We start from the raw sequence: 25463 nt of genomic DNA on the forward strand, positions 1-25463 counted from the left end.
TACCCGGCGCCGGACTACCGGGCCGTGTGGTCCCGGAAGCCCCGCCCGGTCTTGCGGCCCAGGTAGCCGGCGGTGACCAGGTGCTCCAGCAAGGGGGCCGGGGCGTACCCGGGCTCCCGGAACTCCGCGTAGAGCTCGCGCTCGATGGCCAGCGAGACGTCGAGACCGACGACGTCCAGCAGCTCGAAGGGGCCCATCGGGTACCCGCAGCCGACCTTCATCGCCGCGTCGATGTCGTCGGCGCTGGCGTAGTGCGCCTCGAGCATCCGGACCGCGTCGTTGAGGTAGGGGAACAGCAGGGCGTTGACGATGAAGCCCGCCCGGTCCGCGCAGGACACCGCGTGCTTGCCCAGCTGGGCGCACACCGCGTGCGCGGTCGCGGCGACGTCGGGCGCGGTGGCGATGGTGGAGACCACCTCGACGAGCTTCATCACCGGCGCCGGGTTGAAGAAGTGCAGCCCGACGACGTCCCCGGGTCGCTCGCTGGCCTTGGCGCACTCGATGACCGGCAGGCTGGACGTCGTGGTGGCCAGCACGGCACCGGGCCGGCAGATCTCCCCCAGGGCGGCGAACAGCGTCTGCTTGACCGGCAGCGACTCCACGACCGCCTCGACGGCCAGGTCGACGTCGGCCAGGTCGTCCAGCGAGGTGGTGCCGGTGACCCGGGCGAGGACGACGTCCCGGGTGGCCTCGTCCAGCCGGCCGCGGACGACCTGCTTGTCCAGGCTCCTGGCCAGGGCTGACCGCACGGCCTCGACCTTCTCCGGGGAACGGGCGACGAACACGGTGTCGTAGCCGCCCTTGGCGAAGACCTCGATCATCCCGGTGGCCATCGTCCCGGAGCCGACGACGCCGACCCGGCGGACGGCGCGGGCCCCCTCGGCGGCACCCCCGGGCTGCGGGGTCGCGGCGTCGGGCACGACCTCGGCCTCGTCCCGGCCGGCGTAGCTGTAGAAGCCGCGGCCGGACTTCCGGCCCAGCAGGCCCGCGGTGACCATCTGCTTGATCACCGGGCTGGGGGCGTGCAGCCGGTCCCGGGACTGCCGGTACATCGTGTCCAGGATCTCGTAAGCCGTGTCGATGCCGATGAGGTCCATCAGGGCCAGCGGGCCCATCGGCAGGCCGCAGCCCAGCCGCATGGCCGCGTCGATGTCCTCGCGGCTGGCGTAGCGGGACTCCAGCATGGCCACCGCGTGGTTGAGGTAGCCGAACAGCAGCGCGTTGGCGATGAACCCGGCCTTGTCCCCGATGGTGACGTCGGTCTTGCCCAGCCGGGCGGCCAGCGCCTCGACGTCCTCGACGACGGCGGGCTCGGTGACCACGGTGCGCACGACCTCGACCAGCTTCATCACCGGCGCGGGGTTGAAGAAGTGCATGCCGACGACCTTGCTGGGCCGGCCGGTGGCCACGCTCAGCTCGGTCACCGACAGGCTGGAGGTGTTGGTCGCCAGGATGGTGTCCGGCGGGCAGATGCCGTCCAGCTCGGCGAACAGCGCGGCCTTGAGCTCCAGGCGCTCGGGCACGGCCTCGACCACCAGCTCGGCCTGGGACAGGTCGGCCAGGGCGGTGCTGAAGCGGATCCGCTCGAGCACCGCGGTGCGCTCGTCGGCGTCGAGCTTGCCGCGCTCGACGGCCTTCTCGGTGGACTGCTCGACGTGCGCCCGGCCCCGGGCCAGCGCGTCCTCGTCGATCTCCACGGCGGTCACCGACAGCCCGGCGCGGGCGAGCACCTCGGTGATGCCGGCGCCCATGGTGCCGAGTCCGACGACGCCGACCTCGCTGAGTTCTCTGGCCACGTTGCCACTCCCTCGTCCGGGTGCGACCTCGTCGTCGCAGCCCGTGCGGCCGGAGTCTGCCAGAGCTGGTTACCGACGGGTAACCACCAACGGACGTGAAGGGGGTCACGTCCCCCGGGACTCAGAAGAGCCGGGCGGAGGGGTCGTCGGTGCCCTTGAGCACGGCGTAGTCGACGGTCAGGCAGTCGATCCCGCGGTCGGCGGCGAGCACCCGGGCCTGCGGCTTGATCTCCTGGGCGGCGAAGACGCCCTTGACCGGGGCCAGCAGCGGGTCCCGGTTGAGCAGCTCGAGGTAGCGGGTCAGCTGCTCGACACCGTCGATCTCCCCGCGCCGCTTGATCTCGACCGCGACGACGCCACCGGCACCGTCCCGGCAGAGCAGGTCGACCGGCCCGATGGCGGTGGGGTACTCCCGGCGGACCAGCGACCAGCCCTCGCCGAAGGTCTCCACGTGCAGGGCCAGCAGCCGCTGCAGCTCGGACTCGACGCCGTCCTTCTGCAGGCCGGGGTCGGGGCCCAGCTCGTGCTTCACGTCGTGGACCACCGACTCGATGGTCACGATCAGCTGCTCACCGGCCTTGTTGGTGACCGTCCAGGTGCCCGCGCCGTCCACGAGCTCGTCCTTGAGGGAGCAGGGTGGGCTCATCCAGTTCAGCGGCTTGTAGGCCCGGTCGTCGGCGTGCACCGACACCGACCCGTCGGCCTTGACCAGGAGCAGCCGGGTGGCCAGGGGCAGGTGGGCGGTGAGCCGGCCGACGTAGTCGACGGAGCACTTCGCGATGACCAGACGCACGGGCGCCGACGCTACCGCGCCGGCGCCCGGGTGCCCGCAGGTCCTCAGACGGCGGCGGGCTCGCGCTCGTTGGTCTCACCCAGCGAGCGGACCGGGTCGACCGTCGTCGTCGAGTCGAACGCAGCCTGGTCCAGGATGCCCTCGCGCTTGGCCACGATGGTCGGGACCAGGGCCTGACCGGCCACGTTGGTGGCGGTGCGGCCCATGTCCAGGATCGGGTCGACGGCCAGCAGCAGGCCGACACCGGCCAGCGGGAGGCCCAGGGTGGACAGCGTCAGGGTCAGCATGACGACCGCGCCGGTGACCCCGGCGGTGGCCGCCGAGCCGACGACGGAGACCAGCGCGATGAGCAGGTAGTCGGTGATGCCGAGGTCCACGCCGAAGAACTGGGCGACGAAGATCGCGGCCAGCGCCGGGTAGATCGCCGCGCAGCCGTCCATCTTCGTCGTCGCGCCCAGCGGGACGGCGAAGGAGGCGTAGCTGCGCGGGACGCCCAGGTTGGCCTCGGTGACCCGCTCGGTCACCGGCAGCGTGCCGATGGAGGACCGGGACACGAAGCCGAGCTGGATGGCCGGCCACGCACCCGCGTAGAAGCGCCGCGGGGACAGCCCGTGCACCTTGAGCAGCACCGGGTAGACGACCAGCAGCACGATGGCCAGGCCGGCGTAGACGGCACCGACGAAGACACCGAGGGAGCCCAGGGACTCCCAGCCGTAGCTGGCCACGGCGTTGCCGATCAGGCCCAGGGTGCCGATCGGGGACAGCAGGATGACCCACCAGAGGACCTTCTGCACGATCGCCAGCGCGGAGCGGGTGACCGACAGGAACGGCTCGGCGGCCTCACCGACCTTGAGCGCGGCGATGCCGACGGCGACCGAGATGACGATCAGCTGGAGGACGTTGAAGGAGATGGACCCGTCGGTGGAGCCCTCCAGGCCCAGGATGTTGCCGGGCACCAGACCGGTGAGGAAGTCCCACCAGCCACCGGAGGAACCGTCGAAGGTGGCCGCCGACTCCGAGACGGAGCTGTTGCGACCGGGCTGGGTGATCAGGCCCAGGCCGATGCCGATGGAGACCGCGATCAGCGCGGTGATCGCGAACCACAGCAGCGTCTGGCCGGCGAGGCGGGCGGCGTTGCCGACCTCCTTGAGGTTGGCGATGCTCACGATGATCGCGGTGACGATCAACGGGATCACGATGACCCGCAGCAGCCCGACGAACGTCGAGCCGATCGTGTCCAGCGTCGAGGTCAGCCAGTTCTGGTCGGTGCCCTCGACGAGCTGACCGTCGACGACGGTGCCGGGGACGGTGCCGATGGCGCGGGCGAGCAGGCCGAGGCCCACGCCGACCACGAGGGCGATGAGGACCTGGGCCGCGAAGGGGGTGCGGCGGAGGCGGGAGAGCACGAGGGGAGGCCTTTCGGAGCGGGAGGGAGGGCGGCGGTCAGCGCCGTCGTCAACCACCCGTGGTCGCTCGACCGAAGTCGATGACCCGCCTCTTCGTCAGCCACAGCTCGCGCACACGAGGGTCAACCGCTCCCCCGCGGCGGTGTTCCCGGGTGTGAGCCGTCAGTCGGTCCAGACCGCGGGCCGCTTGCCCAGGAACGCGGCCATGCCCTCGCGGGCGCCGTCGAGCTGGGAGGCGGCGGCCATCGTCACGACCGCCTGCGCGTAGGCGTCGGCCTCGGGACGGTCCAGCTGGGCGTACATCGCCTGCTTGCCCCAGGCCTTGCTCGCCCGCGAGCCCCGGGTGGCCCGGTGCACCAGGTCGGCGACGGCGTCGTCGAGCTCGGCGTCGGGCACCACCCGGTTGATCAGGCCCCAGTCCAGCGCCGTCCGGGCGTCGATGACGTCGCCGGTGAGCGCGAGCTCCATCGCCCGCTTGCGCCCCACGTTGCGGGCGATCGCGACCATGGGGGTGTGGCAGAACCAGCCGCCCTTGCCGCCGGGGGCGGCGAAACCGGCGGACTCGGCGGCCACCGCGAGGTCGCAGGAGGCGACCAGCTGGGCGCCGGCCGCGGTGGCCAGGGCGTGCACCCGGGCCACGACGACCTGCGGCACCTCGTGCAGGGTCTGCATCAGCTCGGTGCACAGCGCCAGCAGCGAGCGGACGTCGGCCAGCGGCGCGCCGGCGACGTCGGCGAAGTCGTGGCCGGCGCTGAACACCGGGCCCTCGGCCGCCAGCACGAGTGCCGATGCGTCGGTGCCGGCCACGTCTTGCACCGCGGCCAGCAACTGGGTCAGGTGCTCGCGGGACAGCGCGTTGCGCTTGGACGGGCGGGACATGGTCACCGTGACGACGTCGTCGTGCCGCTCGACCCGCGGCGCTGCCAGCTGGCTCATGTGATCGACCACACCACGGCGGCGGGCCGGTGTCGAGCCCGCTGCGGTGGGCACCCTGGGGACGTGCACCCAGAACCGGTGACCCCCACCGCCCCGCGCCCCCTCACCTCGACCCTGTTCACCCAGGGCTGGCGGGACCTGGCCTTCCTGCACTGGGCGGTCGACCCGGCCCTGGTCGCCCCGCACCTGCCTGAGGGCACCCGCCCGGACACGATCGACGGCGCCACGTACGTCGGGCTGATCCCCTTCCGGATGCGCCGCATCGGCTTTTTCGGCCTGCCGGGCCTGCCCTACCTGGGCTCGTTCGCCGAGACCAACGTGCGGCTGTACTCGGTCGACTCCCAGGGCCGCCGCGGCGTGGTGTTCGCCTCGCTGGAGGCCGATCGGCTGCTGCCGGTGCTGGCCGCCCGGTGGGTCGCGCGGCTGCCCTACGTCTTCGCCCGGATGCGGGCCACGGCCGACGGCGACCTGCGCCGCTACACCTCGCTGCGCCGCTGGCCCGGCCCGCGCACCGCCTCCAGCGCGGTGACCGTGCGGGTGGGCGAGCGCATCGCCGACCCCGGCCCGCTCGAGCGCTTCCTGACCTCGCGCTGGGGGCTGCACGAGCCCTTCCTGGGCCGGACGGCGTACTGGCCCAACGAGCACCCCGAGTGGCCGCTGCACCGCGCCGAGCTGGTCGAGCTCGACGAGTCGCTGACCGCCGCCGCGGGGCTCCCGATGACAGGAGCCCCGGACAGCGTGCTGTTCTCCCCCGGCGTGGACGTGCGCTTCGGCCCGCTGTCGTCCCGCCGCTGAGGTGCCCTAGAGGCCGTTGGCCTCGCGGACGACGTCGACGATCTGGCCCATGATGTCGGTCATCCCGAAGTCCTTCGGGGTGAACACCCGCGCGACGCCCTGCTCGCGCAGCCGCCGGGCGTCACCGTCGGGCACGATGCCGCCGACCACCACCGGGACGTCGTCCAGCCCGGCGGCGCGCAGGCCCTCGAGCACCGCCGGCACCACCTGCAGGTGCGAGCCGGACAGCACCGAGAGCCCGACCACGTGGACGTCCTCCTCGACCGCGGCCGACACGATCTGCGCCGGGGTCAGCCGGATCCCCTGGTAGACCACCTCGAAGCCGGCGTCCCGGGCCCGGACGGCGATCTGCTCGGCACCGTTGGAGTGCCCGTCGAGCCCGGGCTTGCCGACCAGCAGGCGCAGCCGCCCACCCAGCTCCTCCCCGGTGGCCCGCACCCGCTCCCGGACGTCGGCCAGCGAGGCGTCGGCGGAGCCGGTGGAGGCTGCGGAGACCCCGGTGGGGGCCCGGTACTCCCCGAACACCTCGCGCAGCACGCCGGCCCACTCCCCCGTCGTCACGCCCGCGCGGGCGCACTCGAGGCTGGCGGGCACGAGGTTCTCCTCGGTGCCGGCTGCGGCGCGCAGCGCGTCCAGCGAGGCGGCGACCCGGGCGTCGTCCCGGCCGGCCTTCCAGGTCTCCAGCGCTGCCTGGGCCGCGACCTCGACAGCCGGGTCGACGGTCTGGATGGCGGTGTCCAGGTCGGCGATGAGCGGGTTGGGCTCGGTGGAGGTGAACCGGTTGACCCCGACGACGACGTCCTCGCCGGACTCCATCCGGCGGCGGCGCTCGGCCAGCGAGCCGACCAGCTGGCCCTTCATGTACCCGGACTCGACGGCCGCGACGGCACCGCCCATCTCCTGCACCCGGGCGATCTCCGCGCGGGCACCCTCGACGATCTCGGCGACCTTGGCCTCGACGACCACCGAGCCGGTGAACAGGTCGTCGTACTCCAGGAGGTCGGTCTCGAAGGCCAGCACCTGCTGCAGGCGCAGGGACCACTGCTGGTCCCACGGCCGCGGCAGCCCCAGCGCCTCGTTCCAGGCCGGGAGCTGCACCGCGCGGGCCCGGGCGTCCTTGGACAGGGTGACCGCGAGCATCTCCAGCACGATGCGCTGCACGTTGTTCTCGGGCTGGGCCTCGGTCAAGCCCAGGGAGTTGACCTGCACGCCGTAGCGGAAGCGGCGCTGCTTGGGGTCCTGCACGCCGTACCGCTCCAGGGTGAGGGAGTCCCAGAGCTGGCCGAAGGCGCGCATCTTGCACATCTCCTCGACGAACCGGACGCCGGCGTTGACGAAGAAGGAGATCCGGGCGACCACCTCGCCGAAGCGCTCCTGGGGCACCTGGCCGGAGTCGCGCACCGAGTCCAGCACCGCGATGGCCGTGCTGATCGCGTAGGCGATCTCCTGCACCGGCGTCGCGCCGGCCTCCTGCAGGTGGTAGCTGCAGATGTTCGTCGGGTTCCACCGGGGCATCGTGGTGACCGTGTAGGCGACCATGTCGGTGATCAGCCGCATCGACGGCGCCGGCGGGAAGACGTAGGTCCCCCGTGACAGGTACTCCTTGACGATGTCGTTCTGCGTCGTGCCGGTCAGGGCCGCGACGTCGTGACCATGCTCCTCGGCGACGGCCTGGTACAGCGCCAGCAGCCACATGGCGGTCGCGTTGATGGTCATCGACGTGTTCATCTCGTCCAGCGGGATGCCGTCGAAGAGCGCACGCATGTCCCCGATGTGGCTCACCGGCACCCCGACCTTGCCGACCTCCCCCACGGCCAGCTCGTCGTCGGGGTCGTAGCCCGTCTGGGTCGGGAGGTCGAAGGCCACCGAGAGTCCGGTCTGGCCCTTGCTCAGGTTGCGCCGGTAGAGGGCGTTCGACTCGGCCGGCGAGGAGTGCCCGGCGTACGTCCGCATCACCCAGGGGCGGTCGCGGTCCTTCGGCGCTGAAGGGGTCGGCATGACCGCGGAGTGTAGGGCTACTGGCCAGTAACCGCGGTGTCGCGCAGACCACACCGGAGCCGCACGCGGCGTGCACAGCGGTGGCACACTCGGGGACCGGGGGTCCACCGCGGACCCGAGGGAGGGGTGCCGTCGTGCCCATCGACGCCGGGAGCCTGCACTTCCTGGTCGGACCGGTCATCGCCGGTCTCGCCCTGCTCGTGCTGGCGCTCTTCCTCCGCTGGGCGTTCGCCCCGAGCACCCCGAAGGCCACCAGGCGCCCCTCCGCGGAGGACGGGCTGCTGACCCGGGTCGCCACGCTGAGCAAGAAGGAGTCCGCGCTGGCGCTGCGCGCGGTGCTCTCCGACGCCGGCATCCGCTCGACGATCCGCTACCCCGCCCCGCTGCGTGCCGACGTGCTCGTCTTCCCCGAGGACGCCGGCCGCGCCCGGGTCCTGGCGGGCAGCTTCCAGAGCTGAGGGCCCGGCCCTCAGTCCTCGGTGACGCGCTCGATCGTCGCGCCCAGCCCGCGCAGCTGCTCCACGAAGTCGGGGTAGCCACGGTCCACGTGGTGCACGTCGGCGACCTCCGTGACGCCGTCCGAGCAGAGACCGGCCAGCACCAGCCCGGCACCCGCGCGGATGTCGGTGGCCAGCACCGGGGCGCTGGACAGCGCCTCCCGGCCACGGACGACGGCGTGGTGCCCGTCGATCCGCACGTCGGCGCCCAGCCGGACCAGCTCGTTGACGAACATGAACCGGCCCTCGAAGACGTTCTCGGTGATCAGCGCGGTGCCCGTGGAGACCGCGGCCAGCGCGACCGCCATGGGCTGCAGGTCGGTGGGGAAGCCCGGGTAGGGCAGCGTGACGACGTCGACGCAGCGCGGCCGGTCCTCCATCGAGACCCGGACACCGCCCTCGACCTCGGTGACCGAGGCACCGGCCGTCCGCAGCTTGTCCAGGGCCACCCGCAGGTGCTCGGGCACGGCCCGCTCGATGACGACGTCCCCGCGGGTCATCACCGCACCGATGGCCCAGGTCCCGGCCACGATCCGGTCGGGGACGGTCGTGTACTGCACCGGGTGCAGCTCGGTGACCCCGTGCACGGTGATCGTGGAGGAGCCCGCGCCCTCGATGGAGGCGCCCATCGCGGTCAGCATCAGGCACAGGTCGACGATCTCGGGCTCGCGGGCGGCGTTGTCCACCACGGTGGTGCCCTCGGCGAGGACGGCGGCCATCACCAGGTTCTCCGTCGCCCCCACGGAGGGGAAGTCCAGCCAGATCGAGGTGCCCACCAGCCGCGGGGCGGTGGCGATGAGGAAGCCGTGCTCGCTGACCACCGTGGCACCCAGGCGCTCGAGGCCGGCCACGTGCATGTCCAGCCCGCGCGAGCCGATGGCGTCACCGCCGGGCAGGGCCACCTTGGCGGTGCCGCAGCGGGCCACCAGCGGACCCAGCACGCTGATCGAGGCGCGCATCCGGCGGACCAGGTCGTAGTCGGTCTCGCTGGAGGGCGTCTCCGGGACGTCGACGACCACCCGGCCACCGCCACCACCGCGGCCGTCGGTGTAGCGCTCGAACGTCACGCCACAGCCCAGCCGGCGCAGCACCTCGCTCATGATCGCCACGTCGAGGATGTCGGGGACCTCGTCGATCGTCGTCTCGCCGCTGGCCAGCAGCGCGGCCGCCATCAGCTTCAGCGCGCTGTTCTTGGCACCGGTCACCCGGACCCGTCCGCGCAGCGCCGTTCCGCCGGTCACCTGGAAGCACTCCACCGGTCCACAGTAGGAGCAGCGGGAGGCCGCCGCCGGACCGGGCACTTAGGGTGCGGACATGACCGTCCGGCTGACCCGCATCTACACCAAGACCGGCGACGCCGGCCAGACGCACCTGGGCGACATGAGCCGGGTGTCCAAGACCGACGTCCGGCTGGCCGCCTACGCCGACGTCGACGAGACCAACTCGGTGATCGGCGTGGCCCTGGCCCTGGGCTCCCCCACCGAGGAGCTCACCGCCCTGCTGCGCAGCGTGCAGAACGACCTCTTCGACGTCGGCGCGGACCTGTGCACCCCGGTCACGCCCGACCCGGAGTACCCGCCGCTGCGCATCACCGAGGCCTACACGCAGCGGCTGGAGGCAGCCTGCGACGAGCACAACGAGGCGCTGCCGAAGCTGTCCTCGTTCATCCTGCCGGGCGGGACGGCGCTGGCCGCGCTGCTGCACCAGGCGCGCACGGTGGCCCGCCGGGCCGAGCGCCGCGTGTGGGCCCTGCTGGAAGCCGATGCCGAGCGGACCAACGAGGAGACGGCGAAGTACCTCAACCGGCTCTCGGACCTGCTCTTCATCCTGTCCCGCGAGGCCAACCCCGGCGGGGACGTGCTCTGGGAGCCCGGCGCACACAGCGGGGTGCACGCCCAGCGGGCCGCCCGCTCCCAGCAGACCGGGGACTAGCGCCCGACCGGCGGGGCCGACTCGATCCAGGACAGGAAGCCGGTCACCGTCGAGGTGTCCATCGCCAGCTCCTGCGGACCGGCCCCGGTGCGGCAGATCAGCACCTGGCTGTCCTGGGGCACGGCGCCGTCCTCGACGGTGGGCCGGCGCCGCCCCTCGACGTGGAACTCGGTGCGGCACAGCCGCTGGTTGGGCCGCACCGACAGCGACAGCGCCCGGTACCAGAGCAGTTGCTCACCGGAGTACCAGGCCACCCCGACCGCCCAGCGGGGTGCGCCCACCGGGCGCAGCCACATGGTGACCGCGCCGAGACCGGACAGCAGGAACCGGCGGCGCAGCAGGAAGGTGGCCACCAGGGCCACGAGCAGGACCCCGGCCACGACCAGCAGCAGCGTGGTCACGGTCGCGGGGTCCGGGGCTCAGACGAGGAGTGTCGGGGCGGGGAGGCTCAGGAGTCCTGGCCGGCGGCACGCAGGCGGGACTGGGCGCGACGCGCGGCGGCCAGCGACTCCTCGTCCTCGTCGGCGGCCTCGGCCCGGCGGAGCGCCTCGCGTGCCCGCTCGACGTCGATCTCGGTGGAGATCTCCGCCGTCTCGGCCAGGATGGAGACGCCCTGCTCGGTCACCGAGAGGAAGCCACCGTGGGCGGCGACGACCAGCTCCTCGCCGTCGACGGGCTTGATCCGCACGACGCCACCGGGAGCCAGCTCACCGAGCAGCGGGGCGTGACCGGGCAGGACACCGAGCTCGCCCTCGGTGGTCCGGGCGATGACGGTGCTCGCCTCGCCGGACCAGATCTTGCGCTCCACGGCCACGAGCTCGACCTGCAGGGTCGCCACGACACTCCTCGGGGTCCACCGGCCGGGCCGGTGCGGGTCGCCGCGGACGGCGACGGGTCAGCTGCCACTGTAACGGCTGGGGGCCACACTCCCCCGCCCGCTCCCGTGGGCACGGGTGTGGGACCGGCGAGGGACCGGTGCGGGACCGGCGGGTGGCTCAGTGGCCGCGGCGGTACAGCAGGGTCCAGCGCCCCACGCGCAGCAGCGGGCGGCGCACGATCGAGCTCGGTGCCCAGTCCTCGCAGTCGAACCGGCGGCCCCCGGCGGGCTCGAGCGGCGCGTACGGCGGCCAGCTCCAGTCCATCGGGTCGTCGACGGGCAGGACCACCGGACCACGGTCGACCGGCTGCTCGGCGACCGGGACGGGCCCGGGCGCGGCCGCCTCGTCGTCGACCACCACGGGGTCGGCCACCACGGGGGTCGCCGTCCCCACCTGCAGGTCGTCCGTCACGCTCGTTCTCCCACCCGTGCACCGGCGGGAGCCGGCGCGTCGCCCACATGTTCGGTCGATCGGTCCCCCGCGGACCGTGCAGTGCACGGACTCCACCCGAACGGGTGGGGCGGTCTGCCCAGGGGGTCGACGGTGCGCGGCGCTGCAACCCGTCACCGGCGATGCTAGCGGCGCCCGGGGGGCCCTGCCGCCCCGTCGACGACCCGTCCCCGGACCGGACCGGTGAGTCCGCTCACGCCGGCGCGCGGGCCGCCAGGAGGTGGTGCGGGTGGGCCCGCCCGCGGTCCAGCCGCCGGGCCCGGACATCAGTGAGACCCGCCTCCACGAGCCACCGGGCCCGGACGTCGGGATCGACGAACGCGAAGTCCCGCGACCCCTCGGTGATGCCCAGGACCCGGACCGAGACCGACTCCTGCAGGGCGTTGAGCCGGGCCTTCCAGCGCGGGCGCGTGGCCATCTCCTTGACCACCAGCCGGCCACCGGGCGCCAGCCGGGACGCGCACTCGACCAGCAGCGCCCGCTGGCCCTGCTCGTCGAGCAGGTAGAGCACGTCGACCAGCACGATGCCGTCCCAGGGGCCCTCCGGCACCGCACCCGACGGGCTGGCCCCGAAGGACAGGCGGGTCTCCCCTGCGGGCACGCTGGCCCGGGCCACCTCGATCTTGTCCACGTCGATGTCGACCCCGTGCACCGTGACACCGGGACGACGGGCGGCCAGGTAGCTGCTGAGGAGACCGTGCCCGCAGCCGACCTCCAGCACGCGGCCCACGGCGGGCAGCGCCTCGACGACCGGCGGGAACGGGCAGGTCAGCCACCGCACCAGCAGGTGCAGCCGGTCACCGGTCGGCGCGTCGCGGTAGGCCGCCATCGCCGCCCGGGCGGCCCGGTCGGGCAGCCGGCTCACCGGGCACCGGCCAGGTCCGCGAAGGTGCCCAGGCGCCAGTCGGCCGCCTCGACCACTGCCCGGGTGGCGGGGTCGGTCAGCACGGCGAGCTCCTGTCCCCACCGGTAGTCCCAGTCGAAGCGGGCGAGGTCGGCGTCCCCGGGCTCACCCGGGTGTGCGTTCACCTCCAGGCTGGTGGCCCCGGCGGCGCTCGCCCGGGCAAGGGCGGCCGACAGGTCGGCGACGTCCAGTCGACCGGCCTCGTCGAGCCCGGCGTAGCCGGCCGTGGTGGCCAGACCCGCCGTCGCCAGCCGGCGCCGCAACCGGCCGGCCAGCACCCGCACCCCGACGCCCAGCGGTCCACGTCGGGCACTGGTGGGCAGCCGGACGGTGCCGATCCCGGCCTCGCGGGCCAGCTCCACCACGACCCGGGCCACCGTGGGCCACAGGTGGGTGTGCTGGTGGGTGTCCAGGTGCGTCAGCGGCACCCCGATGCTGCGGACGCGGTCCAACTGGGCCCGGAACTCCCGGGCGACGTCGGCGGCGTCGATGCGACCGGCCAGCCCCCGGGCCACGACCGTGCGGTAGGACAGCGGGAACCGGCCGTCCCGGTCGACGAGGGAGGGGACCTCGCGGGCCGACAGCAGCGGCCGGTCCTCCCCCACCAGGGCCAGGTGGGCGCCGAGCCCGAGCGTCCCGGCGTCCCGGACGGTGCTGGCCGCCCGGTCGAACGCCTGCCCGACCGCCAGCACCGACGTCGAGGTCACCACGCCGTCCCGGTGGGCCCGGGCGACCGCGCGGCAGACGCCGTCGGTCAGCCCGAGGTCGTCGGCGTTGACCACCAGCAGCCCGGTCACCGGGTGACCGGGGTGACCTGCGCCAGGTCCGAGCGGAGCTCGCGCATCTCGGTGAGCATCCGGCGGATCGTGGACGCCGAGCTCAGGGTGGAGATGCCGCGGGTGCGCGGGAAGTAGTCCACCCCGATCTGCACGATGTGGAAGCCCAGCCGCTGGGCGCGGATCACCAGCTCGGCGTCGATGAACGAGCCCTCGCTCACCGGCCGGGCGGCGTCCAGCACGTGCCGGCGGACGAGCTTGAACGCGAAGTTGACGTCCCGCACCCGGGTGCCGAAGACCGCCTGCACCAGCGAGTTGTAGACGAAGGAGTAGACGGCCCGGCGGGGGCCCTCCCCGGTCCGGTCCAGCCGGTAGGCGCTGACCATGTCGGCCTCGTAGTGCCGCAGCACCCGCAGCGCCCGGCCCAGCTCCAGCATCTCGAAGGGCAGGTCGGCATCGGTGTAGAGGACGACGTCCCCGCGCACGGAGTCGAAGCCGGTCTTGATGCTGCCGCCCAGCCCCCGGTTGACCTCGTGGTGCACCACCCGGACGTGCGGGTCGGCCGCGGCCAACCGCTGCGCGATGGCGGCGGTGTCGTCGGTCGAGCAGTCGTCGACGATCACCAGCTCGTAGTCGCCGATCTCACCCAGCCCCTGCAGGCGCTGGCACTCGTCCTCGGCGGCCCGCACCGCCCGCTCGACGTAGTCCTGCTCGTTCCACATCGGGAAGAAGACCGAGAGCAGGGGCACCGGTGGTGCTGACATCAGGAGACCTCCACGCCGTTCACGTAGGCGACCGTCGCGATCGCGAGACCGACGGCCAGCAGCACGAGCACCACGGGCAGCAGCCAGCGCGGCCGACGCTCCCCGGTGAGGACGACGGCTGCGGCCGCGAGGAGAGGGTAGGCGGCCAGGACGTAGCGGCCGGCACCCATGAAGTCCTTGGTGCCGATGATCGGGATGGCGATGGAGACGGCGGCGAATGCCGTGTACCCCCAGCCGAAGCGCCGCCAGCAGGTGCGCACGAGCAGCACCGCCACCAGGCAGCACAGCGCCTGCGGGATCAGCAGCACCATCACGTCCCAGCGACCGGCCAGCGCCGTCCCCACGAAGACGCCCTTGAACCAGGTGAAGGGACCGCTGCCCTGGTCCCACCCCGGCGCCCCCTGCACCGTCGCGAACGCCAGCGGGTCCCCGAACCGGGTGCCCAGGTAGACCGTCCAGGCGATGAGCCCGGCCAGCGAGACCAGCAGGGACACCTCGCGGACCCGGACGTCGCGCAGCGCCGTCACGAGGTCGCGGAACGGCACCGGCCAGCGCCCTGGTGCCGTGCCCCCTCCCGCCGCCGCGTCGTCGGGGGGCCCGGCTCCACCTGCGCCCACGCCCACCGGGACGGCGACCTCGGCTGCCTCGCGGCGGCGGGCCCGCTCCTCGGCCAGCATCTCCACCGCCCGCACCACCAGCCCCGCGGTCACCGCGATGCCGATGGGGCGACCCGCGGTCGCCGCGATCGCCACGATGCCCGCCAGCAGGTACAGCCGGCGCTCCAGCAGCGCGAAGGACGCCATGGCACTGAGCAGGAAGAGCGCGTCGCTGTAGCCGGACCCGTAGAGGAAGAAGCTGTAGGGGTACAGCAGCAGCAGCGCGACGGCGACCACCGCCGTCCGGGCCGGCAACCGGGTCCGCACCCAGGAGGCGAACAGCCACACCGCCCCGGCGGCGCACACCAGGGTCACCAGACCGGCCGCGGTCGAGAAGTCCCCGCTCATCAGCTCCCCGACCAGCTCGACCAGCAGCGGGTAGGCCGGGAAGAACGCGATCGGCGACTGCTGCCCGGGGGTGTAGCTGTAGCCGTCGGCAGCGATCGAGTAGTACCAGCCGGAGTCGCCGTGGAACCAGGCGTCCAGCCACAGCGGACCGTCCAGGAACGGGTAGCCGTTGGCGGACCCGACACCGTCGTAGGCCGCCACCGCCAGCGCACCCGTCAGCGTGGTGAGCAGCACGAAGGCGCCCAGGGCGAGGAGCGGCAGTCTGCGGACGAGGACGTCCCACCGACCGCCGAGGGTCGGCGTCACGGTGCGGAGGGTAGGTCACCCTGCCCTCCGGACAACAGAGACCCGCGGGGGCCGGGACTCCTGGGACGGATGGGTTCACACTCCGTTCACCACCTGTACTGACACCTGTGAGTTCCTGGGCGCGACGGCCGCCGTGCGGCATGCTGCGCACGGCGCTCGCCCATCCCGGGCCCGCCAGGACGGGGGACCTCGTGGTCGTGTCGGTCGTCGCGCTCGTCGTGGCCGCGCTGTGCTCCGGCGCCGCGGCGGTGTGCCAGGCCTCGGCGGTGGCCCGCAGCGCCCGCCAGGACCTCACCGGACTCCTCGGCGGCCTGGTGCGCGAGCCCCGCTACCTGCTGGGCACCGCCCTCGTGGGCGCCGGCTTCCTGGCCTCCCTGGTCGCCGTCCGCGAGCTGCCCCTGTTCCTGGTGCAGGCCGGCCGCGCCTCCAGCCTGGGGGTCACCGCGGTCCTCGCTGCCCTGCTGCTGGGCAGCCGGCTGCACCGCCGGGAGGTCCTCGCCCTGGCCGGTGTGGCCGCGGGCCTGGTGGCCGTCGCGCTGGCGGCCGCCCCACGCGCGGCCGGCCTCGTGGACCCCGACGTCCGCTGGTCGGCCCTCGCCGGGGCGATCACCCTGCTGGCCGCGGTCGTGGTGTGCACCCGCGTGCCCGCGACCCCCACCGGCTCGGTGCTGGTCGCCGCACTCGCCGGCAGCTGCTTCGCGGTCGTGTCCCTGGGCGCCCGCGTGCTGGGCCCGGTCACCGTGCCCGGTGTGCTCGCCGACCCCAGCGCCTGGGCGATCGGCCTGTCGGGCGTCGCGGGGCTGGTTGCGGGCGCGCTGGCCCTCCAGCGGGGCTCCGTGGTGCTGGTGACCACGACGATGGTGGCGACCGAGTCGGTGCTGGGCTCGGTGCTGGGCGTGCTGGTCGGGGACCGCCCCGCCGAGGGTCTCGGCGGCCTCGCCGTGGCCGGCTTCGCCGTGACGATCGGGAGCGCGCTGCTGCTGGCCCGGTTCGGTGCCGTGCCCGCGCCCGCGGTCGCCGACGGGCAGCTCCCCGCCGGCGAGGACGTGTTCGCCGTCGACCAGGACGTGCCGGCACCCCGTCACTGAGTCCGGCATCCCCCCGCCGGTCGGGCGCAGGCCGCACCACCCTCCCCCGGGCTCCCCCGGGGACGCGCGGACGAACGGGACACGACGACGGCCGGGCCCCCCTGGGGGGACCCGGCCGTCGTGGCGGTGCTGGGGCTGGTCAGCCCTTCTTGAGCTTGGCGGCGTTGGCCTCGAGGTCCTCGAGTCCACCGCACATGAAGAAGGCCTGCTCCGGCACGTGGTCGTACTCGCCCTGGGTCAGCGCCTTGAACGCCTGCAGGGTCTCGGTCAGCGGCACGTAGGACCCCGGCTGACCGGTGAAGGCCTCGGCCACGAACATGTTCTGGGACAGGAAGCGCTCGATGCGACGGGCCCGGTTCACGGTGACCTTGTCCTCCTCACCGAGCTCGTCGATGCCGAGGATGGCGATGATGTCCTGCAGCTCCTGGTAGCGCTGCAGGATCCGCTTGACCTCCGACGCCGTGTCGTAGTGCTCCTGACCGACGTACTGGGCGTCGAGGATCCGGCTGGTGGAGTCCAGCGGGTCCACGGCCGGGTAGATGCCCTTCTCCGAGATGGGCCGCGACAAGTTCGTCGTGGCGTCCAGGTGGGCGAAGGTGGTGTGCGGCGCCGGGTCGGTGATGTCGTCGGCGGGCACGTAGATGGCCTGCAGCGAGGTGATGGACCGGCCTCGGGTCGAGGTGATCCGCTCCTGCAGCTCGCCCATCTCGTCGGCCAGGGTCGGCTGGTACCCCACGGCGGAGGGCATGCGCCCCAGCAGCGTGGAGACCTCGGACCCGGCCTGGGTGAACCGGAAGATGTTGTCGATGAAGAGCAGCACGTCCTGGTCCTGCTCGTCGCGGAAGTACTCCGCCATCGTCAGGGCCGAGAGGGCCACGCGCAGACGCGTGCCCGGCGGCTCGTCCATCTGGCCGAAGACCAGCGCGGTCGAGTTGATGACGCCGGACTCGGTCATCTCGGTGATGAGGTCGTTGCCCTCACGGGTGCGCTCGCCGACACCGGCGAACACCGACACGCCACCGAACTCCTGGGCGACGCGACGGATCATCTCCTGGATGAGGACCGTCTTGCCCACGCCGGCACCGCCGAACAGGCCGATCTTCCCGCCCTTGATGTAGGGCGTGAGGAGGTCGATGACCTTGATGCCGGTCTCAAGCAGCTCGGTCCGACCCTCGAGCTGGTCGAACTTGGGGGCGTGGCGGTGGATCGTCCAGCGCAGCCCGTCCTCGCCGTAGCCGGGGGTGTCCAGGCACTCGCCGAGGGCGTTGAAGACGTGCCCGGTCACCTGGTCGCCGACGGGGACGGAGATGGCCGAACCGGTGTCGCGCACCTCGGCGCCGCGGACCAGACCGTCGGTCGGGGCCATGGAGATGGTGCGGACGACGTTGTCGCCCAGGTGCTGGGCGACCTCGAGGGTCAGGGTCTTGCCCAGGTCGGCGAGGGTGACGTCGACATTGAGGGCGTTGAACAGCTCGGGCATCGAGTCACGGGGGAACTCGACGTCGACGACCGGGCCGGTGACCCGGACGACGCGGCCGGAGCCGGTGGTCTCGCTCGTGCTCGGACGGTCCTCGGTGAGGGTCATCGTGTCGCTCTCCTGGCTCGGTGGGTCGTGCTCGCGTGCGTGAACGTGGTGGCGGGCGACGGCATCAGGTGTCCGACCCGCTGGAGACGAGGGCGTCGGCGCCGCCGACGATCTCGCTGATCTCCTGGGTGATGCCCGCCTGGCGGGCCGCGTTCGCCTGCCGGGACAGGTTCTTCGCCAGCTCCTCGGCGTTGTCGGAGGCCGACTTCATGGCCCGACGACGGGACGCCGACTCCGACGCGGCGGACTCGAGCATCGCCGCGTAGATCCGGGTGGAGATGTACTTGGGCAGCAGCGCGTCCAGCAGCGCCTCCGCCGAGGGCTCGAACTCGTAGGAGGTCGGGATGTCGGTCGTCTTCTGACCGGCGGCGGCGTCCTCGCGCTCGTGCTCGAACTCCTCCACCTCCTCGACCTCCAGCGGGGCCATCCGCTTGGCGACGGGGACCTGGGCGAGCAGCGAGCGGAACTCGGTGTAGACGATGTGCAGCTCGTCGACGCCCTCGATGCCGTCGGCACCGCCGCCGACCTCGTCGTCGTCCTCGCCGGCGGTGAACGCCTCGATCAGCGTCCGGCCCACGTCCTGTGCGTCGGTGTAGTTGGGCTGCTCGGAGAACCCGGTCCAGGTCTCCTCGACGGCCCGGTCACGGAACCGGTAGTACGTCTCGCCCTTGCGGCCGACGACGTAGAGGACCGGCTCCTTGCCCTCGCTGCGCAGCAGGCCGAGGAGCTCCTCGGTACGGCGCAGCACGTTGACGTTGTAGGAGCCCGCGAAGCCACGGTCGGAGGTGATGACCAGCACCGCCACCCGACCCGGCTTCTCCCGCTCGGTGAGCAGCGGGTGGTCCAGGCTCGCCGAGGACGCCAGCGCCGAGAGCACCCGGGTGATCTCCCGGGCGTAGGGCTTGGAGGCCTCGACCCGGTTCTGCGCACGCACGATGCGGGCACCGGCGATCAGCTCCTGGGCCGAGAAGATCTTCTTCGTCGACCGCGTGGAGCGGATGCGGCGCCGCAGCGCGCGGAGAGAGGCAGCCACGGGTCAGGCCTTCTTCTTGACCTGGACGCGCTCCTGGCCACGGTCAGTGGCGGCCATGGCCTCGACCTCGGGCTCGTTGACCTTCAGCGACTCGCCGTCGCTGGTGGTGAACTGGCCGTAGAAGGCCTCGACCGCGGACTCCAGGTTCGCGACGGTGTCGTCCTCGAGCTTCTTGGAGTTGCGGATCGCGTCGAGCGCGCCCGTCTCGCCCCGGGACAGGTAGTCCAGGAACTCGCCCTCGAAGCGCCGGACGTCGGCGACCGGGACGACGTCGAGCTTGCCCCGGGTGCCCAGCCACAGCGAGACGACCTCGCGCTCCAGGGAGAACGGGGCGTACTGGCCCTGCTTGAGCAGCTCGACCAGACGCTGACCGCGGTCCAGGGTGGCGCGGGAGGAGGCATCCAGGTCCGAGGAGAAGGAGGAGAAGGCCTCCAGCTCACGGAACTGGGCCAGGTCCAGGCGCAGTCGGCCGGCGACGGCCTTCATGGCCTTCGTCTGCGCCGAGCCGCCGACGCGGGACACCGAGATGCCCACGTTGATGGCCGGGCGGACACCGGAGTTGAAGAGGCCGGTCTCCAGGAAGATCTGGCCGTCGGTGATCGAGATGACGTTGGTCGGGATGTACGCCGAGACGTCGTTGCCCTTGGTCTCGATGATCGGGAGGCCGGTCTGCGACCCGCCACCGAGCTCCTCGGACAGCTTGGCGCAGCGCTCGAGCAGACGGGAGTGCAAGTAGAAGACGTCGCCGGGGTAGGCCTCGCGGCCCGGCGGGCGACGCAGCAGCAGGGAGACAGCGCGGTACGCCTCGGCCTGCTTGGACAGGTCGTCGAAGACGATCAGCGTGTGCTTGCCCTCGTACATCCAGTGCTGGCCGATCGCCGAGCCGGTGTAGGGGGCGATGTACTTGTAGCCGGCCGAGTCCGAGGCGGGCGAGGCGACGATGGTCGTGTACTCCATCGCGCCGGCGTCCTCGAGCGCGGCCTTGACACCGGCGATCGTGGAGCCCTTCTGGCCCACGGCGACGTAGATGCAGCGGACCTGCTGGGCCGGGTCACCGGTGGCCCAGGCGGCCTTCTGGTTGATGATCGTGTCGATCGCGATCGCGGTCTTGCCGGTCTGGCGGTCGCCGATGATCAGCTGACGCTGGCCGCGGCCGATCGGGGTCATGGCGTCGATGGCCTTGATCCCGGTGGCGAGGGGCTCGTGCACCGACTGGCGCTGGACCACCGAGGGGGCCTGCAGCTCCAGGGCGCGGCGCTCGGTGCTGTGGATGTCGCCGGCGCCGTCGATCGGCACGCCGAGCGGGTCCACGACGCGGCCGAGGAAGCCGTCGCCGACCGGCACCGAGAGGACCTGACCGGTCCGGCGGACCGTCTGGCCCTCCTCGATGGAGGCGAAGTCACCCATGACCACGACGCCGACCTCGCGCACGTCGAGGTTCAGCGCCAGACCACGCACGCCACCCTCGAACTCCAGGAGCTCGTTGGTCATGACCGAGGGCAGGCCCTCGACACGGGCGATGCCGTCGCCGGCCTCGGTGACGATCCCGACCTCCTCACGGGAGACGTCGGAGTCGTAGTCGCTGACGTAGTTCTGGATGGCACTGCGGATCTCGTCCGCGGAGATCGTGAGCTCGGCCATGGCCCTGGGTGTCCTCTTCCCTGCTCAGGTGCTGTCTGGGGTCGTGCTGCGTGCTCGGTCGGTGCTCGACTGCCGCGCTGGTGGCTGCGGGTCAGCCGGTGAAGCGCCGGCCCGCTGCCTCGAGACGGTGCGAGATGCTGCCGTCCACGATCTCGTCGCCGACCCGGATGACCAGGCCCCCGACGATGGAGGGGTCGACCTGGACCTGCAGGCCGATGCTCCGGCCGTACGTCCTCTCCAGGATCCCGGTCAGCCGCTGCTCCTGCGCGTCGGTCAGGGGCAGGGCGCTCGTCACGTGCGCGACCGACTGGCCACGTCGTGCCGAGGCCGCGACCGAGATGCGCTCGACGGCGTTGGCTGCGTTGTGCACGTGCGAGCTGGTCAGCGAGTTCCGGACCAGCCGCTCGGTGACGGGTGAGACCCGGCCGGCCAGCAGCCGGTCCAGCAGCGCGGTCTTGCCCTCGCGGGACGCGCTGCGATCGCCGAGCAGTCGGGCCAGGTCGTCGTCGCCGTCGATGATCCGGCCGAACCGGAACAACTCGTCCTCGACGGTGTCGAGCTCCCCGCGGGCGTCCGCGGCGTCCAGCGCCGCATCGGTCGCGAGGGTCTCGACGGCCTCGACCAGGTCCAGCGGGCGCGACCAGCGCTGCCGGGCCACGGTCTCGACGACGTCGACGGCACCGGCGGAGAGCTGGGAGGCCAGCAGTCGCTGGGCCAGCCCGGCCCGGTCGTCGGGCCGCACCGACGCGTCGGCCAGGGCGCGCCGGAGCGAGACCTGGCCCTCGAGCAGGTGCGCGACCGAGAACAGCTCGTCGGCCAGGCCCAGGCGGGCCTCGCCGTCGGTGCCCCGGACGCGGTCTGCCAGGCGCTCGCGCGACTGCGCGAGCGCCTCGCGGCTGGCGGCCTGCATCAGCGGTCGCCCTCGGGCGAGTAGACCGTGCTGCCACCGGTGGTGCCGGCGGCCGCAGGGGTGCTGGCCGACATGCCGTCGAGCTCGTCGAGGAAGCGGTCGACCGTCCCGCGGCGACGGGCGTCGTCCTCGAGGGACTCCCCCACCACGCGGCCGGCCAGCGTCACGGCCATGGAGCCGATCTGCCCGCGGAGCTCGTTGACCACCTGCTGGCGGGAGGCAGCGAGCTGCTCCTCGCCACGGGCGGTGATCCGGGCGGACTCCTCCTGGGCCTGGGTGCGCAGCTCCTCGAGGATCTGCTGTCCCTCCGCCCGGGCGGCGTCACGGATCTGAGCGGCCTCGTTGCGGGCCTCGGCGAGCTGGGCGCGGTACTGCTCCAGCGCTGCCTTGGCCTCGGCCTGGGCCGCCTCGGCCCGTTCCATGCCGCCCTCGATGGCCTCGCGCCGCGCCTGGAACGTCTTCTCGATGACCGGGAAGACGTACTTCATGACGACGAACGCGAGGATCGCGAAGGTGATCAGGCCGACGATGATCTCGCCAACCGGGGGCAGCAGCGGGTTGACCGACTCAGCGGCAGTCAGGTCCACGTGGTCACTCCTCATCCGAGCTCAGGTTCGGCGTGCTGACCCAGCAGGGTCACTGACCGAAGATGAAGGGAACGACCAGGCCGATGAGCGCGAGCGCCTCGGACAGGGCGGCGCCCAGGAAGGCGTAGGTACGGGTGAGACCGGCCGACTCGGGCTGGCGGGCGGTGGCCTGGATGTAGGCCGCCCACACGATGCCGACACCGATGCCGGGGCCGATCGCGGCCAGGCCGTAGCCCACCGAACCGATGCTGCCGGTCAGCTCTGCCAGAACGTCCATTGCGGGGTGTTCCTCCTGTGTCGGTCACCCGGGGTTCCGGGTGGCTGGCGGGGTGGTGCGTCTTGGGGTCGAACGGGTCGCTGGAAGGCCTCAGTGAGCCTTCTCCACGGCCCCGTTCAGGTAGGTGGCGGTCAGTACGGTGAAGACGTAGGCCTGCAGCACGATCACCAGGACCTCGAAGAAGGTCATGAACAGCGCCATGAGGAAGGAGAACGGCGCGAAGACCACGGAGAAGTTCTCGTCGAACTTCCCCAGCAAGTAGACGGTCCCCAGAGAGAAGACCACCAACAGCATGTGGCCGGCGAAGAGGTTCGCGAAGAGTCGCACGGCCAGCGTGAACGGCCGGATGACGAACATCTGCAGCAGCTCGATCGGGGTGACGAGCACCAGGAAGGGGATGGGCACGCCCGGCGGGACGGCCACCTCCTTGAGGTAACCCCCCAGCCCCTTGTTCTTGATCGAGACCACGTTGTAGAGCACGTAGACCAAGAGCGCCAGCACCAACGGGTAGGCGAACTTGCTCATCGGTGAGATCTGGAAGAACGGGATGATGCTCATCGCGTTGTTCGCGAGGATGAAGAAGAACAAGGCACCCAGGAAGGGTGCGTACGTGCGGAACTTCGGACCGATGACGTCCCGGCCGATGTTGTCCCGCACGAGGCTGTAGCCGCTCTCCATCAGCCACTGGGCCTTGCGGGGCACCAGCGTGGTCTTCCGTGTTGCGAGGACCATGAAGAGGAGGATCGCGGCGGTGGCGATCCAGGAGATCACCGTGATGCGCGTGATCGAGAAGTCGATCCCGAGGACCGAGAACTCGGCCAGTGACGGGGGGTAGAACTCTTCGATCGTCGGGGAGACGAAGCCTCCGCCGGGGTCGCTCTCGACCGCGAGCACGCTGGAGAGCGCGTGGGCGCTGGAGGTCACCGGTGTCCCTTCTGCGTCCTGGGCTGGCTCCGTCGTCCGCCCGAGGTGTTGCGGTACGTGCTGTAGCTCTTCGAGCTGATCTTGCTGTAGCTGGTGTGGCTGATGGCCTGGGTCTGCTGGACCGGTCCGCCGTACTTGACGGTGATCAGGTAGACCGACAAGCCGAGTCCGACGACCACGCCGATGAGGGCGAAGACCTTCGTGTCCAGCCACCGGTCCACCAGCAGCCCGGCCCCGCCGTAGACGACGAGTCCGGCCAGGAGGGTCCCGGTGATGCCCCAGCCGACATCCGCACCGCTGGGGTGCGGGGTGTCATCGGGGGCGTCTGCCGGTCGAGGCCGTGGGCCACCGGCACGCGTGGCGGCCTCGTCCATCAGTTCGGACACTATCAGCCGCCTGTGACCTTGCGGACCGGGTGTTCTACAGCGTGTGGCAGAACGTCCGTCGAGGGCGGGGCCGGCGGGGTCGTGTAGTAGAGCTGTCGGGTCCACACCCAGCGGGCCTGCACCCCGCTCCACAGGAGGGCGCCGGCGATGACGGTCCACGCCGTCGCCACCCGGTCGGGCCACCCGTCGGCGGGCAGGGCCTGGAGCAGGGCGAAGAAGCCGAGCACCTTGACCATGAAGGCACCGAGGGCCGCCGGCAGGGTGAAGGAGTCGTCGATCTTGCCGGCCCAGGCGATGGCGAAGCCGGAGAGGCAGAAGAACAGGGTGACGATGGCGGCACCCAGCACCACCCCCAGCGCCTCGGCCCAGCCGCTCAGCAGGCCGACCACCGGGACGGCCACCGCGGTGACCACGAGGGTCACCAGCGAACCGGCCCGCAGGAACGACAGGTCCCACGGGCCGGCGGCGCTTCGCGGCGCATCGGGGCGGGCGGGACGGGTCATCGACGGACTCCGGTGGTGTCGGGGGTGCGGGTGTCGGGGGTGCGGGCGGCCGGGCCGGGGGCGCCGGCGGCGCCCGGGGCGGGCACGACGCGGGTGGCGGGCGCCGGCCGTCGCCGCCAGCGGCGGGAGCGGACGCTGCGTCGGGCGGTGCTCTCGGACTCGGCGACCTCGATGGCGGTCCGCTCGGCACGGCGGGCCCGGGGGCTCAGCACCGCCAGCACGCCGATGACCAGCAGCGTGGAGACCACCACGAGCACCTCCAGGGTGCCGCCGGTGATGGACAGCGCGATGACGCCGAAGGACAGCAGCGCGGCCCAGAAGTACATGATCAGGACGGCCCGGCGGTGCGAGTGCCCGATGGTGAGCAGCCGGTGGTGCAGGTGCATCTTGTCCGGGCTGAAGGGCGACTGGCCCTTGCGGGTCCGGCGGACGACGGCGAGCACCAGGTCGGTGAAGGGGATGAAGAGCACCGCGAGCGGGACCAGCAGCGGCAGCGCCAGCGGCAGCACGCTGGCGGCGGAGTCGAAGCTCTGGGTGTCCACCCGACCGGTGGCCGAGACGGCGGCCGCGGAGAGCATCAGCCCGACCATCATGGACCCGGAGTCGCCCATGAAGATCCGCGCCGGGGAGAAGTTGTGCGGCAGGAACCCCAGGCAGGCCCCGGCCAGGATCGCGGTGATGAGGGCGGGGGCGCTCGCGGTGTCGTCGTAGCCGACCAGGCCCAGGTTGTAGCTGTAGGCGAACAGCGCCAGTGCCGAGATCGCCGAGACCCCGGCGGCCAGGCCGTCCAGTCCGTCGATGAAGTTGAGGGCGTTGACCACCAGGACGGTCACCAGGATGGTCAGCGGCACCCCGGCGTCGCCCAGGGACAGCGTCCCGATGTCGGCGAAGGGCAGGAAGACGAAGAGGAACTGGACGCCCAGCAGCACCATGACCCCGGCGCACGCGATCTGGCCGGTGAGCTTGGTGAGCGCGTCGATGCCGAACCGGTCGTCGAGCACACCGAGCAGGCAGATCAGCCCGCCCGCCACGAGCACCGCGTAGGTCTGGCTGTCCTCGAAGGTGCGCTGCAGGGCCGGTAGCCGGGAGGCCACCAGCACCGCGGCCGCGACCCCGGCGTACATCGCCACCCCTCCCCCCCGTGGGGTCGGGATGACGTGCACGTCGCGGTCGCGGACCGCGGCGACGACCTTGAACCGCATCGCCAGCATCCGCACGACGGGCGTGGTCAGGTAGGTGACCAGCGCCGCGACGAGGCAGACGACGAGGTACTCGCGCACGGGCGGCTCAGGCT

The 25463-nt window shown here is 72.3% G+C and carries 27 protein-coding genes; 4 read left to right on the forward strand and 23 right to left on the reverse strand.

Going from position 1 to position 25463, the window contains the following annotated elements; translation table 11 throughout:
- Positions 1-14: 14 nt before the first annotated feature.
- From ASG41_RS00860 to ASG41_RS00875, 4 genes are all read right to left on the reverse strand, one after another.
- On the reverse strand, positions 15-1796 hold the full coding sequence (locus tag ASG41_RS00860) for a 3-hydroxyacyl-CoA dehydrogenase family protein (RefSeq protein WP_056288403.1): 1782 nt from the start codon (positions 1794-1796) through the stop codon (positions 15-17).
- A 121-nt stretch (positions 1797-1917) separates the two neighbouring features.
- The gene (nucS, locus tag ASG41_RS00865) at positions 1918-2589 is read right to left on the reverse strand and encodes an endonuclease NucS (RefSeq protein WP_056288406.1); all 672 of its coding nucleotides are present in this window, start codon (positions 2587-2589) and stop codon (positions 1918-1920) included.
- 44 nt (positions 2590-2633) lie between these two features.
- Positions 2634-3995 (reverse strand): dicarboxylate/amino acid:cation symporter, encoded by a 1362-nt coding sequence (locus tag ASG41_RS00870; protein ID WP_056288409.1) that lies wholly within the window; start codon positions 3993-3995, stop codon positions 2634-2636.
- Between the two features lie 162 nt (positions 3996-4157).
- Positions 4158-4931 carry an enoyl-CoA hydratase-related protein gene (locus tag ASG41_RS00875; protein WP_056288412.1) on the reverse strand — a complete coding sequence of 258 codons (774 nt, stop codon included), beginning with the start codon at positions 4929-4931 and terminating at the stop codon, positions 4158-4160.
- Positions 4932-5009: 78 nt separating this feature from the next.
- Between ASG41_RS00875 and ASG41_RS00880 the strand changes: the two genes are divergently transcribed.
- Positions 5010-5726 (forward strand): YqjF family protein, encoded by a 717-nt coding sequence (locus tag ASG41_RS00880; protein WP_235564287.1) that lies wholly within the window; start codon positions 5010-5012, stop codon positions 5724-5726.
- Positions 5727-5732: 6 nt separating this feature from the next.
- Here ASG41_RS00880 and ASG41_RS00885 read toward each other — a convergent pair whose 3' ends face one another.
- Positions 5733-7724 carry a protein meaA gene (locus ASG41_RS00885; RefSeq protein WP_056288416.1) on the reverse strand — a complete coding sequence of 664 codons (1992 nt, stop codon included), beginning with the start codon at positions 7722-7724 and terminating at the stop codon, positions 5733-5735.
- Between the two features lie 134 nt (positions 7725-7858).
- Here ASG41_RS00885 and ASG41_RS00890 point away from each other — a divergent pair, with 134 nt between their 5' ends.
- Positions 7859-8182: a hypothetical protein gene (locus ASG41_RS00890; RefSeq protein ID WP_056288419.1), complete on the forward strand. Its 324-nt coding sequence runs from the start codon at positions 7859-7861 to the stop codon at positions 8180-8182.
- An 11-nt stretch (positions 8183-8193) separates the two neighbouring features.
- On the opposite strand, the gene murA is transcribed toward ASG41_RS00890, so the two are convergent.
- Entirely contained in the window at positions 8194-9477 is a 1284-nt protein-coding gene (gene murA, locus ASG41_RS00895) for a UDP-N-acetylglucosamine 1-carboxyvinyltransferase (RefSeq protein ID WP_056288422.1), read from the reverse strand.
- A gap of 58 nt (positions 9478-9535) precedes the next feature.
- On the opposite strand from murA, the gene ASG41_RS00900 reads away from it, so the two are divergent.
- Positions 9536-10153 carry a cob(I)yrinic acid a,c-diamide adenosyltransferase gene (locus tag ASG41_RS00900; protein WP_056288425.1) on the forward strand — a complete coding sequence of 206 codons (618 nt, stop codon included), beginning with the start codon at positions 9536-9538 and terminating at the stop codon, positions 10151-10153.
- On the opposite strand, the gene ASG41_RS00905 is transcribed toward ASG41_RS00900, so the two are convergent.
- The 7 genes from ASG41_RS00905 to ASG41_RS00935 all read right to left on the reverse strand — a co-directional run bounded on the left by ASG41_RS00905 (position 10150) and on the right by ASG41_RS00935 (position 15235).
- Positions 10150-10554 (reverse strand): DUF2550 domain-containing protein, encoded by a 405-nt coding sequence (locus ASG41_RS00905; protein ID WP_056288428.1) that lies wholly within the window; start codon positions 10552-10554, stop codon positions 10150-10152. The two genes, ASG41_RS00900 and ASG41_RS00905, sit on opposite strands and share 4 nt — an antisense overlap.
- A gap of 47 nt (positions 10555-10601) precedes the next feature.
- Positions 10602-10991, reverse strand: a complete 390-nt coding sequence (locus ASG41_RS00910; RefSeq protein ID WP_056288431.1) for a F0F1 ATP synthase subunit epsilon — start codon at positions 10989-10991, stop codon at positions 10602-10604.
- A 157-nt stretch (positions 10992-11148) separates the two neighbouring features.
- Positions 11149-11442: a hypothetical protein gene (locus ASG41_RS00915; protein ID WP_056288434.1), complete on the reverse strand. Its 294-nt coding sequence runs from the start codon at positions 11440-11442 to the stop codon at positions 11149-11151.
- A 232-nt stretch (positions 11443-11674) separates the two neighbouring features.
- Positions 11675-12346 carry a trans-aconitate 2-methyltransferase gene (locus tag ASG41_RS00920; protein ID WP_200938667.1) on the reverse strand — a complete coding sequence of 224 codons (672 nt, stop codon included), beginning with the start codon at positions 12344-12346 and terminating at the stop codon, positions 11675-11677.
- Positions 12343-13182, reverse strand: coding sequence for a ChbG/HpnK family deacetylase (locus tag ASG41_RS00925; RefSeq protein WP_056288437.1), 840 nt, complete (start codon positions 13180-13182; stop codon positions 12343-12345). Before ASG41_RS00925 ends, ASG41_RS00920 begins: the two co-directional genes overlap by 4 nt.
- Complete coding sequence (locus tag ASG41_RS00930) at positions 13179-13925, reverse strand: glycosyltransferase family 2 protein (RefSeq protein ID WP_056288439.1); 747 nt, start codon at positions 13923-13925, stop codon at positions 13179-13181. The genes ASG41_RS00925 and ASG41_RS00930 overlap by 4 nt, the downstream gene beginning before the upstream one ends.
- The gene (locus ASG41_RS00935) at positions 13925-15235 is read right to left on the reverse strand and encodes a hypothetical protein (protein ID WP_056288442.1); all 1311 of its coding nucleotides are present in this window, start codon (positions 15233-15235) and stop codon (positions 13925-13927) included. The genes ASG41_RS00930 and ASG41_RS00935 overlap by 1 nt, the downstream gene beginning before the upstream one ends.
- Before the next feature lie 197 nt (positions 15236-15432).
- On the opposite strand from ASG41_RS00935, the gene ASG41_RS00940 reads away from it, so the two are divergent.
- The gene (locus ASG41_RS00940) at positions 15433-16323 is read left to right on the forward strand and encodes a hypothetical protein (protein ID WP_157518889.1); all 891 of its coding nucleotides are present in this window, start codon (positions 15433-15435) and stop codon (positions 16321-16323) included.
- A 139-nt stretch (positions 16324-16462) separates the two neighbouring features.
- On the opposite strand, the gene atpD is transcribed toward ASG41_RS00940, so the two are convergent.
- From atpD to ASG41_RS00990, 10 genes are all read right to left on the reverse strand, one after another.
- Positions 16463-17908, reverse strand: a complete 1446-nt coding sequence (atpD, locus tag ASG41_RS00945; protein WP_056288448.1) for a F0F1 ATP synthase subunit beta — start codon at positions 17906-17908, stop codon at positions 16463-16465.
- Positions 17909-17972: 64 nt separating this feature from the next.
- On the reverse strand, positions 17973-18941 hold the full coding sequence (locus tag ASG41_RS00950) for a F0F1 ATP synthase subunit gamma (protein WP_056288452.1): 969 nt from the start codon (positions 18939-18941) through the stop codon (positions 17973-17975).
- A gap of 3 nt (positions 18942-18944) precedes the next feature.
- On the reverse strand, positions 18945-20582 hold the full coding sequence (atpA, locus tag ASG41_RS00955) for a F0F1 ATP synthase subunit alpha (protein ID WP_056288457.1): 1638 nt from the start codon (positions 20580-20582) through the stop codon (positions 18945-18947).
- A 91-nt stretch (positions 20583-20673) separates the two neighbouring features.
- A complete protein-coding gene (locus ASG41_RS00960) occupies positions 20674-21492 on the reverse strand; it encodes a F0F1 ATP synthase subunit delta (protein ID WP_056288460.1) in 819 nt (272 codons plus the stop codon).
- Positions 21492-22079: a F0F1 ATP synthase subunit B gene (locus ASG41_RS00965; protein ID WP_235564289.1), complete on the reverse strand. Its 588-nt coding sequence runs from the start codon at positions 22077-22079 to the stop codon at positions 21492-21494. The genes ASG41_RS00960 and ASG41_RS00965 overlap by 1 nt, the downstream gene beginning before the upstream one ends.
- Positions 22080-22128: 49 nt before the next feature.
- Positions 22129-22356 carry an ATP synthase F0 subunit C gene (atpE, locus tag ASG41_RS00970; protein WP_056288464.1) on the reverse strand — a complete coding sequence of 76 codons (228 nt, stop codon included), beginning with the start codon at positions 22354-22356 and terminating at the stop codon, positions 22129-22131.
- A 90-nt stretch (positions 22357-22446) separates the two neighbouring features.
- Positions 22447-23280, reverse strand: a complete 834-nt coding sequence (gene atpB, locus ASG41_RS00975) for a F0F1 ATP synthase subunit A (RefSeq protein ID WP_056288467.1) — start codon at positions 23278-23280, stop codon at positions 22447-22449.
- Positions 23277-23666 (reverse strand): AtpZ/AtpI family protein, encoded by a 390-nt coding sequence (locus ASG41_RS00980; RefSeq protein WP_056288469.1) that lies wholly within the window; start codon positions 23664-23666, stop codon positions 23277-23279. Before ASG41_RS00980 ends, atpB begins: the two co-directional genes overlap by 4 nt.
- A gap of 2 nt (positions 23667-23668) precedes the next feature.
- Positions 23669-24169: a hypothetical protein gene (locus ASG41_RS00985; RefSeq protein ID WP_056288471.1), complete on the reverse strand. Its 501-nt coding sequence runs from the start codon at positions 24167-24169 to the stop codon at positions 23669-23671.
- Complete coding sequence (locus tag ASG41_RS00990) at positions 24166-25449, reverse strand: glycosyltransferase family 4 protein (RefSeq protein ID WP_056288474.1); 1284 nt, start codon at positions 25447-25449, stop codon at positions 24166-24168. The genes ASG41_RS00985 and ASG41_RS00990 overlap by 4 nt, the downstream gene beginning before the upstream one ends.
- Between the last annotated feature and the right edge of the window lie 14 nt (positions 25450-25463).

This window comes from Modestobacter sp. Leaf380, from assembly GCF_001424485.1.
GTDB lineage: Bacteria > Actinomycetota > Actinomycetes > Mycobacteriales > Geodermatophilaceae > Klenkia.

Excerpts from the sequence above, each read along its gene's own strand:
- ASG41_RS00875 (WP_056288412.1), bottom strand. The coding sequence starts at position 4,931 with ATGAGCCAGCTGGCAGCGCCGCGGGTCGAGCGGCACGACGACGTCGTC.
- ASG41_RS00885 (WP_056288416.1), bottom strand. The coding sequence starts at position 7,724 with ATGCCGACCCCTTCAGCGCCGAAGGACCGCGACCGCCCCTGGGTGATG.
- ASG41_RS00900 (WP_056288425.1), top strand. The coding sequence starts at position 9,536 with ATGACCGTCCGGCTGACCCGCATCTACACCAAGACCGGCGACGCCGGC.
- ASG41_RS00930 (WP_056288439.1), bottom strand. The coding sequence starts at position 13,925 with ATGTCAGCACCACCGGTGCCCCTGCTCTCGGTCTTCTTCCCGATGTGG.
- atpD (WP_056288448.1), bottom strand. The coding sequence starts at position 17,908 with ATGACCCTCACCGAGGACCGTCCGAGCACGAGCGAGACCACCGGCTCC.
- atpA (WP_056288457.1), bottom strand. The coding sequence starts at position 20,582 with ATGGCCGAGCTCACGATCTCCGCGGACGAGATCCGCAGTGCCATCCAG.
- ASG41_RS00960 (WP_056288460.1), bottom strand. The coding sequence starts at position 21,492 with ATGCAGGCCGCCAGCCGCGAGGCGCTCGCGCAGTCGCGCGAGCGCCTG.
- atpE (WP_056288464.1), bottom strand. The coding sequence starts at position 22,356 with ATGGACGTTCTGGCAGAGCTGACCGGCAGCATCGGTTCGGTGGGCTAC.
- ASG41_RS00985 (WP_056288471.1), bottom strand. The coding sequence starts at position 24,169 with ATGACCCGTCCCGCCCGCCCCGATGCGCCGCGAAGCGCCGCCGGCCCG.